General features: G+C 58.4%; 11 protein-coding genes. 5 read left to right on the forward strand and 6 right to left on the reverse strand.

Annotation, left to right across the window (positions count from 1 at the left end; all coding sequences use genetic code 11):
* Window positions 1–662: 662 nt before the first annotated feature.
* From H8B14_RS19810 to H8B14_RS19825, 4 genes are all read right to left on the reverse strand, one after another.
* Window positions 663–2,234 (reverse strand): DHA2 family efflux MFS transporter permease subunit, encoded by a 1,572-nt coding sequence (locus H8B14_RS19810; protein WP_187317411.1) that lies wholly within the window; start codon window positions 2,232–2,234, stop codon window positions 663–665.
* A gap of 71 nt (window positions 2,235–2,305) precedes the next feature.
* Window positions 2,306–3,418 (reverse strand): HlyD family secretion protein, encoded by a 1,113-nt coding sequence (locus H8B14_RS19815; protein ID WP_187317412.1) that lies wholly within the window; start codon window positions 3,416–3,418, stop codon window positions 2,306–2,308.
* A 122-nt stretch (window positions 3,419–3,540) separates the two neighbouring features.
* A complete protein-coding gene (locus H8B14_RS19820; protein ID WP_187317413.1) occupies window positions 3,541–3,972 on the reverse strand; it encodes a universal stress protein in 432 nt (143 codons plus the stop codon).
* A 134-nt stretch (window positions 3,973–4,106) separates the two neighbouring features.
* Window positions 4,107–5,447, reverse strand: coding sequence for a TolC family protein (locus H8B14_RS19825; protein ID WP_187317414.1), 1,341 nt, complete (start codon window positions 5,445–5,447; stop codon window positions 4,107–4,109).
* Window positions 5,448–5,654: 207 nt separating this feature from the next.
* Here H8B14_RS19825 and H8B14_RS19830 point away from each other — a divergent pair, with 207 nt between their 5' ends.
* Window positions 5,655–7,742, forward strand: a complete 2,088-nt coding sequence (locus H8B14_RS19830) for a sigma-54-dependent Fis family transcriptional regulator (RefSeq protein WP_187317415.1) — start codon at window positions 5,655–5,657, stop codon at window positions 7,740–7,742.
* Window positions 7,743–7,864: 122 nt separating this feature from the next.
* Here the strand turns inward: H8B14_RS19830 and H8B14_RS19835 are convergent, their stop codons facing one another.
* Window positions 7,865–9,433, reverse strand: a complete 1,569-nt coding sequence (locus tag H8B14_RS19835) for a ThuA domain-containing protein (protein ID WP_187317416.1) — start codon at window positions 9,431–9,433, stop codon at window positions 7,865–7,867.
* 354 nt (window positions 9,434–9,787) lie between these two features.
* The gene (locus H8B14_RS19840) at window positions 9,788–12,274 is read right to left on the reverse strand and encodes a M1 family metallopeptidase (RefSeq protein WP_261990108.1); all 2,487 of its coding nucleotides are present in this window, start codon (window positions 12,272–12,274) and stop codon (window positions 9,788–9,790) included.
* Between the two features lie 333 nt (window positions 12,275–12,607).
* Here H8B14_RS19840 and H8B14_RS21230 point away from each other — a divergent pair, with 333 nt between their 5' ends.
* The 4 genes from H8B14_RS21230 to H8B14_RS19855 all read left to right on the forward strand — a co-directional run bounded on the left by H8B14_RS21230 (window position 12,608) and on the right by H8B14_RS19855 (window position 16,982).
* On the forward strand, window positions 12,608–12,730 hold the full coding sequence (locus tag H8B14_RS21230) for a hypothetical protein (RefSeq protein ID WP_261990109.1): 123 nt from the start codon (window positions 12,608–12,610) through the stop codon (window positions 12,728–12,730).
* Window positions 12,731–12,845: 115 nt separating this feature from the next.
* Window positions 12,846–14,159 (forward strand): AAA family ATPase, encoded by a 1,314-nt coding sequence (locus tag H8B14_RS19845; protein WP_187317417.1) that lies wholly within the window; start codon window positions 12,846–12,848, stop codon window positions 14,157–14,159.
* Between the two features lie 11 nt (window positions 14,160–14,170).
* On the forward strand, window positions 14,171–15,250 hold the full coding sequence (locus H8B14_RS19850; RefSeq protein WP_187317418.1) for a 5-methylcytosine restriction system specificity protein McrC: 1,080 nt from the start codon (window positions 14,171–14,173) through the stop codon (window positions 15,248–15,250).
* Window positions 15,251–15,335: 85 nt separating this feature from the next.
* Window positions 15,336–16,982, forward strand: a complete 1,647-nt coding sequence (locus H8B14_RS19855; protein ID WP_187317419.1) for a TldD/PmbA family protein — start codon at window positions 15,336–15,338, stop codon at window positions 16,980–16,982.
* Window positions 16,983–17,014: the final 32 nt, after the last annotated feature.

Here is a 17,014-nt window from a genome sequence, read left to right on the forward strand (position 1 = left end):
CGAAAGAAGGCGCGCAGGAAAGCTTACCCATTTGTCATTTCCATCCATTCAAAGAACGTGCGTCCCACCCTTCTGGTGAAACCCGGTGACTCAATGGCTGAGTCGGTGTTGGCCCCTTCCGAGCGAAGCGGGCTGCAAAGGTACACAACCTTTTCGAAGTTGCAAGAAAAATCTTGCTGCCTTTTCTCGATCTTCTGTCAGTGTGCTAGCTTCCGGTTGAAGCGGGCTGCAAAGGTACACAAGCTTTTGCAGTCTGCAAGAAAAAGTTTTGCTGTTTTTCCTTGCCTGGTGTTTTCCGTGTCCCCTTCCGGTTGAAGCGGGCTGCAAAGGTACGTTGCTTGTTGGCTTTTGCAAACAGCTATGCACAAGAAATAAGCTTATAATGATTGTTGACGTGATTATCCACAACTCTTGACTTTTGCAAATACATTATAGGCAGGATTTTGTGGTGAACTCCGGGCATCAAGAACTTGCTGAAATATGTTATTTGTCAGTTTAAGGCAGAGAATGTGAACGATGCTTTGCTAGCTACTTCTTAAGGTGCTTGGTGCTATGCTCAGGATGTTGAAAGGGCTGCGGGAGCAAGAGATGAGATTTTTTCATCTTTTGCTCCCGCAGCCCTTTCAACATGCTAGCTACTATTATAGAGTGGGCGAGCGAACCTAGTGAGCGGCATTAAGGTCAACCTTTTCGCCGGGACGGGCGCGTTTGATGATGAGCACCAATGGCAGGCATGCCAGGAAGAACAAGCCGATTAACAGGAAGGTCTGGCCGTAAGTGATGATGGCAGTCTGTTTCATGAGCATTCCTTCGAGGGCGGCGTAGGCTTGCTGCTGGGCCTGGAGTAGGGAAGCGCCTTTAGCCATGAAGCCAGCGGTGAGCCCCTGGACGCGTTGCTGGGTTTCGGGGTCGTAGAGCGAGATGTTGGGCAGTAGGGCCACGCGGTTGTGAAAGGAGGTGCGCTCTATATACGTACCTACCAAGGCCACGCCGAACGAACCACCCAGTTGCCGGATCATGCCGGTTAGGCCGGCGGCCTGGCCGGCATCTTTGCCACTGATACCGGATAGCGACATAGTGGTGATGGGCAGGAACAGCAAGGCCAGTCCGAAACCGCGCAACATCAGGGGCCAGAAGAAGTCACTTTCGCCGGCTAGGGGCGTGATGCGCCGGCTCATCCAGTAGGAGAAGATAAAGAAGACACCGAACCCGATGGGCAGCATGAACTTCTGCGGGACACCTTTCTGGATCATCTTACCCACAATAGGCATCATAAAGCCTGAAAGCAAGGCGCCGGGCAGCAGCAGCAAACCTGTTTGGGCGGCGGTAAAGCCGAGGATGCGCTGGCAGAAAATCGGGAACACGAATACAGAGGCAAACAGCCCGAAGCCAAGAATAAACGACAGGAACGCACCTACGGCCAGATTGCGGCTTTTGGTGAGCACGCGCAAATCGACAATAGGCTGTTCGGCGGTTAGCTCGCGCCAGATGAAGCCGACCACTCCTATAATAGAGGCGGCGGTGAAGGCCAGAATGTAGGCGCTTTCAAACCACTCTTCCCGCTCTCCCTGTTCCAGCACCAGCTGCAAGGAGCCGACGCCCAGAATCAGCAGGAAGATGCCGGTCCAGTCGATGTCGCGCAATGGACGAGGAATGGCGTTTTTGATGCGCTCCGGGTCGCGGATGAAGAGCACGGTACAGAAAGCGGCCACGATGCCCACGGGTACATTGACGTAGAAAATCCAGGGCCAGGAGTAATTATCGACAATGTAGCCGCCGAGCGTGGGGCCGATGGTGGGCCCGATAATCACGCCCATACCGAATAGTGCCTGCCCGAGGGCAAGCTGTTTAGGCGGAAACGTATCAATAAGGATGGCTTGCGAGGTGGCCATGAGGGCACCGCCGCCAATGCCCTGAATAAAGCGAAACGCCACCAGCTCCCAGATGTTGGTGCTTTGTCCGCAGGCCATAGAAGCCAGCGTGAACAGAATAACGGAGAAGAGGTAGTAGTTGCGCCGGCCAAACTGCTCGGCCAGAAAGCCCGTCATTGGGATGACGATGACGTTGGCAATGCCATAGGAGGCCACCACCCAGCTCACTTCTTGTTGCGTGGCCGAGAGGTTGCCCATCATCTGCGTCAGGGCTACGTTCACGATGCTGGTATCAATGAGCTCCAGCAGCGTACACAGCACCACCGTCGCCACGATGATCCATTTGGTTAATCCGGTTTCCATCTAGTAGTGCTTAGTTGTTGGTGCTTTCGTGCTCAGGCAAAGCAGATTTTCTGCAGCCCAAACCTTAAAGCCTACTTCACCTTCACCGTGGCTACCACGCTCATGCCGGCGCGGAGCGGGTGTTCGGGGTCGGCTTTGTCGAGCACGATCTTGACGGGCACGCGCTGGGTTACTTTCACGAAGTTGCCGGAGGCGTTGTCGGGAGGCAGCAGGGCGAACCGGGCGCCGGTAGCGGCCGACAGCGACTCGATGTGGCCCTGGAACTCCTCGTTGGGGTAGGCGTCCACTTCCACGTTCACGGGCTGGCCTACTTTCATGTTTTCCAGCTGGGTTTCCTTGAAGTTGGCGATAATCCAGGTTTGCTCGGAAGCTACCAGGCCCATCATCTGCTGGCCGGGGCTTACTACCTGGCCAGGCTGCACGCCCTTTTTGCTAACCACCCCATTGCCGGGGGCCGTGATGGTGGTGTAGCTGAGTTGGAGCTTGGCGTTATCGAGGTCGGCTTGGCGCTGCTTTACTATGGCTTCAGCCACGGCAATCTGCTGGCGGGCGGCGGCTACCTGCTGCTGGGCCACGCGCACCTGCTGCTGGGCCGTGGAGCGCTGGGCGCTGGTTGATTTCAGGTTGGCCTGCACGGCGTCGTATTCACTCTGCGGGATGATGTCTTCTTTGCGCAGGAAGGCGCTACGCTTCAGGTCCTTTTCGAGGCGGGAGCGGTTGGCGTCGCTGACGCCAATGGCCGACTGGGCGCTGCTTACGTTGGCCTGGGCAGTGCCCACGCCAGCCTGCGCCGCTACTACGTTGGCGCGGGCAGCAGCCAACGCAGCTTCAGCGGCATTCACGCGCTGCTGATAATCGGCGGGGTCGAGGGTCACGAGCACGTCGCCCTTCTTCACGGCCTGGTTGTCCTGCACCTTCACATCTACCACCGGCCCACCAATGCGCGGCAGAATCGGGTACACGTCGCCTTCCACTTGAGCGTCGTCGGTTTCTTCGTGGCTGAGGCCGAACTGGTATTGCTGCCAGCCGAAGTAGCCGCCAACCAGCAGCACCAGGGCCACGATAATGAGAATGATAGGGCGCTTGGAGCGGCCAGCGGGCTGTTCGTCCACGGCGGGCTCGTAGGCGGAAGCAGCGGGGCGGGAAGTAGCTACGGCCGGATCTTGTTGAACGGGAGTTGCCATGTCGGAATATGAAGGAGGTTTTTTGAAGTTGTTAAGTGTTGGTTGCTGGCTGTCAGTTGCTGGTCGTCAAGCTTCGGGAAAGCTGACAACCGACAACCAACCGCTGACAACTACTTGCCTGATCAGGCCGAAGCCCGGTAGGGAGTGGCGGCCGGCGACTTCACCAGCAGCGTGACACAGGCAGCCGTGCGCACCACGGTTTCGGCGGTGCTGCCCATCAGAAACCGGTTGAGGCCCGTGCGGCCGTGCGCCCCAATAACGATGAGGTCGGCGGGATGCTGCCGGGCTTCGGCTACTATGGCTTGCGCTACATCGGCAGTGTGCAGGACAGAAGTGCTGACCTGAGCTCCGGCGGCGGCAGCCAACATTTGGTAGTGCGCTAACTGCTGAGTTATGGCCAGATCAGGCAGGTTACTTACCACAGGCTGGCGCTCCGATACGTGCAACAGCCGTAACTCGGCACCAGTACCAGCCGCCAATGCCGCCGCATACGCAACCAGCGGCGCCGTGGCGTCCGAAAAGTCGATTGGGCAAAGAATGGTGGCAATAGTCATACGGAAAGTAGCTGAGTAGTTGAGTAACTGAGTAACTGAGTAGTAGGTAGCGAGTAACTGAGTAGTGGGCTATTGAATACATGAGCAAAGCTCCCTTACTCAGTAACTCAACCAGTCAGTTACTCGCTACTCAACTACTTGGCGGGCGCCGTGCCAGCCCAGATTTGCTCGCCGGTGGCGCGTTTAAGCTGATACTGGCCCAACGTGTAGTTGTAGATGGCCTGTAGCCGCGCCAGCCGGGCCTGCGCCAGCGAGGTTTCCGCGTCCAGTACGTCGAGGTTGGTGCCTACATCGTAGCGGTAGCGGGCTTTGGCACGGGTAAGGGCGTCGGTGGCCTGCGCAATCTGCAGTTGGGCGTTGTCGTAGCGGGCCGTGCTCGACTGCAGGTTGTTCACCGCCTGCCGCACATCGGCCCGGATCTGCTCCTGCGTGTCCTGGCTACGAGCCTGCGAGCCGCGAATGTTGGCCAAAGCCTCTACCCGCTGGTTTTTGTTTTTGCCCCCGTCATATATAGGTACCGAAAACTGCACCACGCCCACCGAGTTGGGCCGGAACTTGTCGAGGTTGGGCAGGTAGCCGTTTTTGCCCCCCAGCTGCGCCCCTACTCCCAGTGTGGGCGTGTTGGCACGCTCAATTAGCTTGAGGTTGAGGTTAGCGGTCTGCTCAGCGTCACGGGCCAGCTTCACTTCCGGGCGATTTTCGGTGGCCTGCGCCAAGGCTTGGTTGAGGTCAACGGCCGTGGGCTGGTAAGCAAAAGCGCCGCGCACTGGCACATCTACGTACTCGGGCTTGTGCAGTAGGCGGGCTAGCTGCACCTGCTGGTTGCGGAGCTGGTTTTCGAGGTCGATTTTGGTGTTTTGGGCCTGCGTAATGCGCACGTCGGTGGTCGTCACGTCGAAGCGCGTGCTCACGCCCCCTTCCACCCGCTTCTCCATTTCACGCTTGTGCTGCTGCAACGAGGCTATCTGGGCGTTCTGCACCTTGATGCTTTCACGCACAAACAGGATGTTGTAGTAAGCCTGCGCGGCAGAATACGCCAGGTCGCGGCGCGTCACGTTGATCTGGTCAACGGCCGTCAGGCGGCGGCTTTCGGCCAGGTTGTAGGTAGCATCCTTCTTGCCGAAGTCCAGCAAGCCGTATTGTAGCGTGATGTGGGCGTCGTAGTTGTTGTTAGGCGCCAGCTGAAATGCCGGCGCGTCGGGGCTGAGCTGCACCTGTACGACCGGATCGATGCGGGTATAGGTGGCCGTGCCCGTAATCTGGGGCAGAAAGCCGCCGCGGCTTTGCGTGACGCGGCTGGTAGCAGCATTCACTTCTTCTTCCAGCGTCGTGATGGCCGGATTGGCATCCAGCACCGACCGGATAGTACCATCCAAGGTCAGCGAATCGGACAGCACTTGGGCCTGCGCGGTGCTGGTGGCAGTCAACAGCCCTAGCGTTAGGAGTGAAGCAGCAAATTGAGGTCGGGAAAGCATCGGGTTACAGCTTGTTGATAGGCCGCTCTTACCCAATGCAGTGCCAATTCATTAAATCTATTTTAATATGACAGAATACCGCCTTCACACGCTTTAAACCCCGATTAAATTTTCCCCACAACTACTAATGCCCACCAAGGCCCATACACTATTTCCTGTTATATCAGGATTTGCTTAACTTTATTCCTGTTATTTAAGCAAACTCATATGCCACAGACCGAAGAATCACTGCTGCTCTACCTCAACGAGGCCATTGCCAACACTCGCAGCAAGGATAAGCTTTTTCAACTTGTCACGGAGAAGCTGCGACTGATATTTCCGTTTGATATTATTGCCATTATCACGCTGGACAATGCACACCGCTACAAGCGGCTGTTCATGCGCGACTACCTGGGCGAAGTGCCTTACCCGATGCCCCAGACTGCGGCCGGCATGATGCCCGTCGAGAATTCGCCCACCGAACTGTTCATGCGCGACCCACGTGTGCAGCAGATTGACATTCGGGAGCTGACGCCGGATTATCCGGATTTTATGCCTTTCCTACTCCTGCAGCAGCGCGAAGTGCACTACCTCACGGTGGTTCCACTGCGTACTGGTGGGCAGCTGATTGGGCTGCTCTGCATGGCTGCCCGCCATCCGCCGGCCCTGCCGCCTGCCGACTTGGCCCTGCTGGAAAAAATTGGGGGCCTGGTGGCAGTGGCCGTAACTAACGCATTGGCTTTCGAGGAAATGGCTTGGCGCGAGCGGGAGAAATCGGTACAACTCTCAGTGACCAATGTACTACTCAGCCGGAAAGACCGGCAGGCATTGTTCCAGACCGTAGCCGAGGAAATTAACCGCATTGTGCCCCTCGACTATTTCGGGCTTCGCATTCAGCGGCGTACCAGCAGCACCGAAGGGTTTGCCGAGTTTTCGAAACAAGCTGATGGCTCTTTTGCTGCACTCGATGAAAGCCGCTGGGAAGGGGTAGCCGACCGTGAGCAGATGCAGCGTGAGACATTCGGCATCTTCTCGCGGCCGCTGCTGCTTACCGGCCTCGACTACGAGCTGGCGGCCCAGCGCTACCGGATTCTGCAGTATACCATGGAGAAAAACGGCACCCGTGCTATGCTGGGCGTACCGCTCTGGACCGAAGAAAACCAAGCCGCCGTGTTGGTGCTGGCCAGCCACCGTCCCGACGCCTTCAGCACCGCCGACCTGGACTTGGTGGCCGGCCTGGCGCCGCAAATCACGCTGGCCATGCGCAACCTGTTTGCCTTCGAGCAGATTGAGGCGTTGCGCGCCCAGCTGGAACGCGAGAAAACCTACCTGCTCGACGAAATCAACACCACGGCCAAGTTCGAGGACTTCATCGGCACCAGCCCGGTGATGCAGCAAGTCCAGACCCGCATCCGGCAGGTAGCGCCCACCGATACCACAGTGCTGATTCAGGGTGAAACCGGCACCGGCAAGGAGCTGGTGGCGCGGGCTTTGCACAATTTGTCGCCGCGCAAAGAGCGGGCCCTCATCAAGCTTAATTGCGCCGCGTTACCGGCGCAGCTTATCGAAAGTGAGCTATTCGGGCATGAAAAAGGGGCATTTACTGGGGCCCACGACCGGCGCATTGGCAAGTTTGAGCTGGCCGACGGCGGCACCATTTTCCTAGATGAAGTGGGCGAGTTGCCGCTTGATTTGCAGGCCAAGCTGCTGCGGGTGCTGCAGGAAAAGGAATTTGAGCGAATCGGCGGGCGGCGCGTCATCCAGACCGATGTGCGCGTGATTGCCGCCACCAACCGTGTGCTGGAAGATGAAGTAGCAGCTGGCCATTTCCGCGCCGACCTCTACTACCGCCTCAACGTGTTTCCGATCCGGCTGCCGGCGCTGCGCGAGCGGCCCGAGGATATCGAGCCTCTGATGCGGCATTTTCTGGAGCGCTTCACCAAGCAGATGGGCAAGCCCGTACGCGGCCTGCGCGAGCGGGATTTACGTGCCTTGCAGCAATACGGCTGGCCCGGCAACGTGCGCGAGCTGGAACACGTGCTGGAACAGGCCGTGATTGTCAGCCAAGGGCCGTTTCTGGAGTTTCAGGGCTTTGCGGCTGCCACCCAGGTGGCGCCGGCTCCAGGCGATGCCGGCGGCCCGCTCAAAACTTTGCGCGAGCAGGAGCGCGACCATATTCTGGCGGCACTGCATCGCACCGGCGGCCGGGTGAGCGGCCCCAACGGCGCGGCCATTTTGCTCGACATTAACCCCAAGACGCTGGAAGCCCGCATGAAGAAGCTGGGCATTCGGCGCACGGTGGAAGTTGGCGGATAAGTGTGGCAGTAGGGAAAAGCCGGAGCTATTCTCATTCTGCTTCAGAAACAGTCAGCAGGAGCTTTAAGGGTAATAAGCAGGAGCTAGCTCCCTTAATTGGCGCTTATGTCCATTCTATAACATCACCGGTATTCTGCTGGAATTGCTGTGATGGGCCTGATCTGCATGTTGCGGTAATACGCTTCGGCACCTTCCGATTGAAGCTGAATTTTACCGTTGGTCAGCGGCCCCTGCGAGTTATCTGGCTTGGTTTCCCTGGAATTTTCCAGCACCATCACCACTTCGCCATTGACCACATGAATACTCTTGGCTCCCAGGCAAATAAGCTCAATTGTGTTCCACTGGCCCAACGGCCGCTCCCGGTTGCTGCCCCGGCGACAACGGCCGGGCTGACCGAGGCCAAACGGTTTAACGGGCGCGGCGGGGTCATAAATCCAGTCAAGCTCGTTGTCTTCTGTGCGGTAGGCAGCTCGGATGTCCATACCGGGGCCTAAGGCGAAATAATCGCCCATATCCCCTTCCTGAATCTGCATTTCCTGCGAGAGCATCCACACATTCCAGAAAGCGCCGTGGTTGCCCTTGGCGTGGTACAAAATGCCGTTGTCGCGCTTCGCCGTCAGGCGCGGCTCGTACTTGCGCGTACCCCACCGAAACTCCGTTTTGAAGTGGTAGTTGCCTAGCTCCTGCTTGGTGCTCAGGCCGCCATAGATTTGTCCGGAAATGTGGAGCACGGGCCTACCGTCTTCCTGCTCGACTTTGAACACCTGCAGCGGGTCGTTATTTAAGCCAATAGGAGTGCCGTTCATGCCATCTCCGGCCGGGTAGCCCGGCAGGTTGAGGCTGAAGTGCGGTACCCCAATGAATTTATCCCACTGTGTTAAGCTCTGGTCGAGCATAGTATTCCACAGGTAAGTGGGAGTTGGGCTTGAAGTCATTACGCGGGTTGAGGTGCCGGCCGCGTACTGGATGCCCCCCAGCAGGTGCTGCAAAAACAGCGGCTCCCGGTAGCTTTCCTCGGTGTGGCCGCCCGCGGTGTAAAAAGACCGCCCGCCCTGGTATCCGTGATACCAGGCAATAGGGTGGCTGCTGCCATGGCTGCCGCCGGAATACGTTCGTTCGTCCAGGTTTGCCAGCACCTGCACTCCCGGATTCAGGTCTCGGAAGTTGTACCACTCGTCGGTGCGCTGCCACGCATCGGGCAGAGCAGCCGTGGCATCGTGGTTTTTGTTTGTAACCTGGATGGTGGCCTGCTGGATGGCGGGGTGGTCTTTGAAGTACGCGCCCACTAACCCATTGTACCACGGCCAGCCATACTCAGTGTCGGTGGCGGCGTGGATGCCGACAAACCCATTCCCGGCGCTGATATACTGTTCAAAGGCCTGCTGCTGCGCGTCGTTGAGCACATCACCCGTTGTGCTCAGAAACACCACCGCCCGGTAGTTGGCCAGATTCGCTGGGTTGAAATTGGTTGCCACCTTGGTGGTGTCAACTATCAGGTTGTTTTCGGCTCCTAGCTTTTGGAGGGCCGCAACGGCAACCGGAATGGACGCGTGACTGAAGCCGGCCGTTTTGTAGAAGACCAGGATTTTCGCAGCCGGTTCTGGCTCGGCAGCCGCCTCTTTCTCATTGGAGCAGCTGCAGAAAGGCAGGAAAAGCAGGAGGCAGAAAATAGTGCGTAGCGTGGTGCCCATATCTGTTGTGGTTTAGAGGGTGGCTGGCCGTACAGAATCACAAACGAAGCGGTGCCGCACTGCTGTTTGCTACTCTCTGCTAGCACGTTATGCAGACACCGCAAGGTATACGCAGGCAGTATACCAGGAGTGGTACTTTCCATTGATTTTCTATTCTGCAGCTTTATCTAAATGATAGTTATAAGTGAAAAGCAACTCTACTGAAGCACGCTGGCATTTGTAGAAACGGGGTGCCATAGCCTCAAACTATGGCAGCAAGCCTACAGGTTGTAGATGCCCCCAACAGCATACGTTCCAGCAAAAAAGGCCATCCTGCTTGCGCAGAATGGCCTTTTTGTTTTCGTACTGACTGCCTTATTTCGCGGCCTGAATATCGGTTACGGCTTTTTCGGCGGCGGCCTGGTTAGCGGCGGCGGCGGGCTTGCCAGCCTGGGCTTTGGCACCGGCCTGCAGCGCCGCAATTACGGGCTCATCAACGCCGTAGCGCTTGTACTTGATGGCCAGGTCGCGCAGGCGCTCTACGTCTTCGGCAAAGGCCTTGGGGTCGTTGAGGCGAGTGAGCATGATGCCCATTCCTTCAAAGTAGCCGAATTTGTTCTGGCCGTCGGCGGCATCGAAGCGGGTGCGCACGTAGTTCCACTGGGCGTCGCCGCCATGCTGGCTGTAGACGCTGGCCACCGCCTGGCTGATGCTGGCTTCCTCGGAGTTTTCCAGGGCCTGCGCTTTGCTCAAAGCCAATGCGGGCTTCACCTCAGCCAGCGCCTGCAGCGCAGCCGCCTGCACCGTGTACGACGGCGCGCTAAGTTGCCGGGTGAACAGCTTTTCGTCTTTCTTATCCTGGAGCTTGGCCAGCGCGGCCAGTTCCGTGGCCAGGGCGTGCAGGTCCTTTTCGGTGGCTATCCGTTTGCGGAGCGCCGGTGCGGCGTCCTTAGCCACGGCTTTATCGTCGAGCTTCAGGCGCTCAGCCGCTACCATGCGCAGGTTATTGAACGGGTCGTTGAGGCCGGCCAGCAGCAGCTTGCGGGCGGCGGCATCGGTGGTTTGCTTGGCGTCGGCGGCCAGCAGGGCCTCACGGCGCGCCACATAGAGCGGGGCGTGGGCGTACTGGTAGGCAAACTCGGCTACCGGCTTGTTGTCGGTTTGCTGCCACACCAGCGTTTTTTCGGCGTCCACGTCCACTAAATCGGGCTTGGCTGAAAGCGGCATCGTGAAGGTTTGGGTGGCCTGCGTCATCATCACGCGCTGGCGCTGGGGCTTGCCGTTCACGTAGTAATCAATGGCGAAGGGCAACTGAAACGGCTGGCCGGGCTGGGTCTGCTTTACGGTCACGGACTGCATCTTCTGGGTGGCATCCCAGGCGTAGTCAATCGTGACGACGGGGTGACCCGTGCCGAAGTACCACTGATTATAGAACCAGTTCAGATCCTGGCCCGACACGGCCTCCATTGCCAAACGCTGCTGGTGCGCCTCGCCGTTGCCGAGGGCGTTGTCTTTGAGGTATTTCTGCAGGCCGGCAAAGAATACATCGTCGCCGAGGTAGGTACGCAGCATATCCAAGATGGCGCCGCCCTTCTGGTAGCTCACCAGGTCAAACATGTCCTCCTTGTCAGCGTAATGGAAGCGGACCAGGTTTTTCTGGGCGTCGGGGGCGCTGCGCAGGTAGTTGCGCAGGTTGCGGTGGTTGTGCGAGTCGCCGGCGTCGGCGCCGTACTTGTGCTCGGCGTAGAGGCCTTCAGAGAAGTCGGCCATACTCTCGTTCACCGTGAGGTTGCTCCAGCTTTCAGCCGTCACGTAGTCGCCGAACCACTGGTGAAACAGCTCATGCGCAATGACGGATTCGTTGCTGTATTCGCGGTCCAATAGCTGCTTGTCGGTCATCTGCACAAACTCGCCGTGCAGCGTGGCCGAGGTGTTTTCCATGGCGCCGCTCACGTAGTCGCGCACCACCACCTGAGCGTACTTGTTCCACGGATACTCCACGCCGAGGCGGTTGGAGAAGAACTCCAGCATGTCGGGCGTGTTGCCGAAAATCTGCTTGGCGAAGGGCGCGTATTTAGGCTCCAGGTAGTAGCTCACTTCTTTGCCGCGCCAGGTCTCCTTATAGATTTTGAAGTCACCGACGGCCATCATAAACAGATAAGGCGCGTGGGGCAGCTCCATCTTCCAGGTGTCGGTGCGCAGGCCGGGGCCGGCGGGCGTCTGGCTGACGAGGGCGCCGTTGCTGAGCGTCACGTACTTGCTGGGCACCGTCAGGCTGATTTCCGAGGTGGTTTTCTGGTTGGGCCTATCGATGGTCGGGAACCACGCCGACGAGGCTTCCGTCTCGCCCTGGGTCCAGATCTGCACCGGCTTACCGGCCACGGCGCTATCGGGGTTGATGAAGTACAAACCCTTGGCATCGGAAATGGCCGCGCTGCCTGCCACTTTCAGCTCGTCGGGCTTGGCCGTGTACTCGATGTAAACGGTGTAGCTGGTGCCGGGCGCCATGGCCTTGCCCAGGTAGATGCGCAGGTTGTTTTGGTCGGTGTAGTCGAACTTGAGCGGCGTCAGCTGCTGGCCATTTACCAACGCCACCTGCTTGATATCCATACCTTTGGCATCAAGCCGGAGCGAGTCGGTGGCATAGGCGTGCGGCTTCAGCGTCACCCACTCCTTGCCGTAGAGGTAGCGCTTGGCATAGTCGAAGCGCACATCGAGCTTGGTGTGCACCAGGTCGTTGACTTTGGTGGCAGAAGCGCGGTAGATCTGCAGCGCCGGGTTAGCAGGTGGGGTTGGCGGAGCCTGTTGGGCCAAGGCCGCCGTGGCCAGCACGCAACCGGCAGCAGTAAGCAGGTTTTTCATAATCAGGAAGGGAAAAAAGGGAAGGCAAAGGCACCACATTGGCACAGAGGCTGCAGCTTCCGCTGGGTTTGCTGTGCGCTAGTATTCATTATTGCAAACATAAGAATCGGTAGTATGCAAAACAAGGTACTATATATAATATAGCATCACAAAAAGCAATTCTGTAACTCCTTTCGCTGTGCTAGCTGCTGCTCCATACTTATGCAGCACCTCGTTTTAAGTTTACAGCAGCACTAAAGGCAAGCCAGATTACTTAAAATTTCCTTGTCTCGGCAGCCACTAGGTTGCTGCTTGCGTACACCCTGTTATCTATTCATTTTAGCTTTTCGCATCATGGCCCAGACTGCCACCACCCCCAAGCATACCGACCCCGAGACCAAACGCGACGAGAAGAAGAACGAGGAGACGGTGAAAGACAAGCCAGACGGCAAAAAGAAAACCACGCAGCAGAAGTAAGCTGCTCCCTGTTCCCTAACGCCCGACTTTCTTTGCAGGAAGCCGGGCGTTTCGTTTGGGGTGCCAGGTGGCATTTTATCTGGCCTCCTGCTGTTTTGCCCGTACTTTACCATCTATGCCCACCTCAGTCCCTGACCCCACGCAGCTCACCCGCGAGCAGGTGCTTCGCGCCCTGCGCCAGCTCGACCGTGAAGGCCCACGCATGCCTCTGAGTACCGTATATGACTTGGTGTATCGGGGCCGCCGCTACGCGCCGCGGGCGGTGGCGCAACTGGCATTTCGGCTGGCGCTGGGCCAACCCGCAGCTGTGTGGCCGCTGGCCGCCGGCGCTCCTACCAACCGGGTGCTAGAGCAGCTGGACTTCACTATTGCCACCAAACGACCTACTCTTGCTAATTCTCCTCTGGATGGCGACGTAGCTGCCCAGCAGGATATGCAGGCTCTTTATACTGGCAGGGAAGTCACGCCAAAAGCGCTGAAGAAAGCAACTCCGCCTAACCCGAAAGCAGCTTTCATACAGGCGTCTGAGCCGGCTGCTGCTTACGAGCTGCCAGCTGCGCCGTATAGCCTGGAGCAAGCCGCGCAGGAGCTGTTTGTTCCGGAAGATAAGCTGGCAGCTATTCTGGCCGGACTACGCCGCCGCCGCAACCTTATTTTGCAGGGGCCACCCGGCACGGGCAAAACGTTTCTGGCGCGCCGCCTGGCGTGGCTGGAGCTGGGCACTACCGCCGCCACCAACATAGAACTGGTGCAGTTTCACCCCAGCTACAGCTACGAAGACTTCGTGCAGGGTTTTCGGCCCGATGCAGACGGCAAATTTCAGCTGCAGGATGGTGTCCTGCCCGATTTCTGCCGCCGGGCAGCTCAACACCCAGGCCAGCCTTATTTTCTGCTGGTTGATGAGCTGAACCGGGGCAACCTGAGCCGTATCTTCGGAGAGCTGCTGGTGCTGCTCGAAGCCGACAAGCGGGGCCCGGCACACGCCGTGCGTCTGCCGTACAGCCCGGCTGGTGCACCCCGATTTTTTGTACCCGAAAACGTGTTCATTATCGGTACTATGAATCTGGCCGACCGCAGCCTTGCTCCGCTGGACTATGCGCTACGCCGCCGTTTCGCCTTTGTGGAGCTGGCACCGGAGTTCGGGGCCCCTTTGCAGAAGTTTCTATCGGGCCGGGGCGTGCCGGCCGCCGTGGTAGAGCGCCTTACTCAGCGGCTTACGGTCCTCAACCGAACTATCAGCGACGACCCTGACTTAGGCACTGCGTTTTGCATCGGCCATAGCTACTTCTGCCACCCCCCATCCGACCCGGCAACTGCTGATGCCTGGCTCACCTTAATACTAAAGCAGGAAATAGCGCCGCTGCTCGATGACTATTGGCTGGACCAGCCTGCAAAGGCTGCCGCGCAGAAAAAGAAGTTGCTGGCTTAGCAAGCGGGCTCATGATTCCGATTCAGAATCTCTACTACCTGCTGTGCTACGCCTGGAACCGGATGCCGGAGCAAGCCGAGCTACGAGGTATGGAAGCCACCACTTTCCACCGCCCGTTGGAGCTGCTGGCGCACGTGCTGCTTGCTGGCACGCAACGACTTTTGCGCCAAGGCTTACCAGTTGGCTACTCTGAGCAAGTAGAGACGCTACCAGAATTGCGGGGCCGGGTGCTGCTGGCCCCTACCCTCGCCCGCAACTTACTGCCGCAGGGGCGCGCTACATGCGCGTACGACACATTGAGTGCCAACACTCCTTTCAGCCAGCTGCTATTGGGCACTTTGCTGCAACTGGCGCGGCCAAGGCTGCTGCCAGCCACACTGCGGCACAACCTCAAGCATACGCTACGCCGGTTGCCGGCAGCAGTAACGCCCTTACCACTTTCTGCCGCCACCCTGCGGGCTGTGCGCCGGCTACGGCCTGCCGGGCTACCGGGCTTTCTAGTGAATGTGTGCGAATTGGTGCACCTAAGCGCGCTACCCAATCCGGAAGCAACCAGCCAACTCCGCTTTCGCGACTTCCGCCGCAACGAGCAATTAATGGCGCAGTTGTTCGAGCAATTCGTGCGCAACTTCTACCGCCTGGAGCAGCGCCAGTTCCGGGTGGCCTCGGAAACTATAGCGTGGCAGGCAGAAGCTGAAACAACCGAGGCGCTAGCCCTGCTGCCTACTATGATAACGGACACGTCGTTGGAAAGCCCGGAGCGCAAAATCATCCTTGACACGAAGTACTACGCCGCCTCCCTACGCCCCCGCTACGACCAGCAGAAACTGATTTCGCCACACCTGTATCAACTCTACGCTTACCTGCAGAACCAGGCCCTGCAGCCTGGCCAACAGTTGGAAGGCATCTTACTTTATCCTGCCGCGGCGCAAACCCTCGATGTACGCTACACCTTGGGTGGCCACCCTGTACGCGTTGTGACGGTAGATTTGGCGCAGCCGTGGGCGGACATTGCAGCTGATTTGCTGGGCTTACTTGAAAACTCAAATTCACCGCTGGGCACAGCGTTTTCAGGAAATGTGCAGCCCTGATATGGCTATTGCGTCAGTAGGTTGTAAATAGAAGTCTTTACGCTTCCCCTACCCTTCCAACTCCAATCACCAAACCTGTACTCTTTTGAAAAGACGCGACTTTGTGGGCCTCACTGGCCTAGCAACCGGCGCCCTGTTTCTGCCCGCTGTGCCGGGTCTGAGCGCGACGCCCATAGACCCACTCCAACTGCTGGAAGCCGTAGACCCCGCCATTAAGAAGCGGCTGGCCGATGCGGCGTTGAACGCAGCGAAATCGGCCGGCGCTACTTATGCCGATGTGCGCATTGGGCGCTACCTCAACCAAAGCATTTTCACCCGCGAAAAGCAGGTGCAGAATATTGCCAGTGGCGAAAGCTACGGCGCGGGCATTCGCGTTATTGCCAACGGCACTTGGGGGTTTGCTTCTACCAACACCGTGACGGAGGCCGGCCTGGCCAAAGCCGCGCAACTGGCCGTACAGATTGCCAAGGCCAACGCCAAAGTGCAGAAAGACCAGGTGAAGCTGGCGCCGCAGAACGGGTATGGTGAGGTAAGCTGGAAAACGCCCATCGAGAAGAATTCCTTTGAGGTGCCCGTGAAAGAAAAAGTGGAGCTGCTGCTGGCCGCCAACGCCAAGGCCCTCGACAACGGCGCGTCGTTCGTCAATTCGGCTCTATTCCAGATCAACGAGCAGAAGTATTTTGCCAGCACCGACGGCTCTTATATCGACCAGGATATCCACCGCATCTGGCCCACGTTCAGCGCCACGGCCATCGACCGCAGCACCGGCAAGTTCCGAACCCGTGAGGCCCTGAGTGCGCCCATGGGTCTCGGCTACGAGTACCTCACGCCAAAAGCCGCCGACCGGATCAACGGCCCGGCCGGCACCGGCCTGATCGGCTACCGCAACTCTTACGACATCCTGGAAGACGCCGCCCTGGCGGCCAAGCAGGCTAAGGAAAAGCTGACGGCCAAGAGCGTAACGCCCGGCAAGTACGACCTCGTGCTCGACCCCAACCATTTGGGTCTCACGATTCACGAGAGCATCGGCCACGCTACCGAGCTGGACCGCGTGCTGGGCTATGAAGCCAACTACGCCGGCACCAGCTTTGCTACGCTGGAGTGGAAAGCCAAAAACCTGCCCTACGGCTCCAAGCTGGTCAATATTGTGGCCGACAAGACGCAGCCCGGCTCGCTGGGCGCGGTCGGCTACGACGACGAAGGTGTGAAAACCGGTCAGTGGGATATTATCAAGGAAGGCAAGCTCGTGGATTACCAGAAGATCCGCGACCAGGCGGCCATCGTCGGCCAGGACCACTCCGACGGCTGCTGCTATGCGCAGTCGTGGCAGGATGTGCAGTTCCAGCGCATGGCCAACATCAGCCTCAAGCCGGGCACCTCACAGATGAGCGTGGATGACATGGTGCGCGGCGTAGATAAGGGCATCTATATTGCCGGCCGCGGCTCGTTCAGCATCGACCAGCAGCGCTACAACTTCCAGTTCGGCGGTACCGTGTTCTATGCCATCGAGAAAGGCAAAATAACCGGCATGCTTGAGGACGTGGCGTACCAAGCCAACACCCAGGAGTTCTGGAACAGCTGCAACGCCATCTGCGACCAGTCGGACTACCGGCTGTTTGGCTCGTTCTTCGACGGCAAGGGCCAGCCCAGCCAGGTGTCGGCCGTGAGCCACGGCTCCAGCACCACCCGCTTCAACGGTGTCAACATCATCAACACGGCCCGGAAAGTATAGCAACGGCGACCTCACCCCCTAGCCCTCTCTCC

Source organism: Hymenobacter puniceus (assembly GCF_014333525.1).
GTDB lineage: Bacteria > Bacteroidota > Bacteroidia > Cytophagales > Hymenobacteraceae > Hymenobacter.

Bases quoted from the DNA above. Each gene is read 5' to 3' on its own strand.
- H8B14_RS19810 (WP_187317411.1), bottom strand. From the start codon at position 2,234: ATGGAAACCGGATTAACCAAATGGATCATCGTGGCGACGGTGGTGCTG.
- H8B14_RS19815 (WP_187317412.1), bottom strand. From the start codon at position 3,418: ATGGCAACTCCCGTTCAACAAGATCCGGCCGTAGCTACTTCCCGCCCC.
- H8B14_RS19820 (WP_187317413.1), bottom strand. From the start codon at position 3,972: ATGACTATTGCCACCATTCTTTGCCCAATCGACTTTTCGGACGCCACG.
- H8B14_RS19825 (WP_187317414.1), bottom strand. From the start codon at position 5,447: ATGCTTTCCCGACCTCAATTTGCTGCTTCACTCCTAACGCTAGGGCTG.
- H8B14_RS19830 (WP_187317415.1), top strand. From the start codon at position 5,655: ATGCCACAGACCGAAGAATCACTGCTGCTCTACCTCAACGAGGCCATT.
- H8B14_RS19835 (WP_187317416.1), bottom strand. From the start codon at position 9,433: ATGGGCACCACGCTACGCACTATTTTCTGCCTCCTGCTTTTCCTGCCT.
- H8B14_RS19840 (WP_261990108.1), bottom strand. From the start codon at position 12,274: ATGAAAAACCTGCTTACTGCTGCCGGTTGCGTGCTGGCCACGGCGGCC.
- H8B14_RS21230 (WP_261990109.1), top strand. From the start codon at position 12,608: ATGGCCCAGACTGCCACCACCCCCAAGCATACCGACCCCGAGACCAAA.
- H8B14_RS19845 (WP_187317417.1), top strand. From the start codon at position 12,846: ATGCCCACCTCAGTCCCTGACCCCACGCAGCTCACCCGCGAGCAGGTG.
- H8B14_RS19850 (WP_187317418.1), top strand. From the start codon at position 14,171: ATGATTCCGATTCAGAATCTCTACTACCTGCTGTGCTACGCCTGGAAC.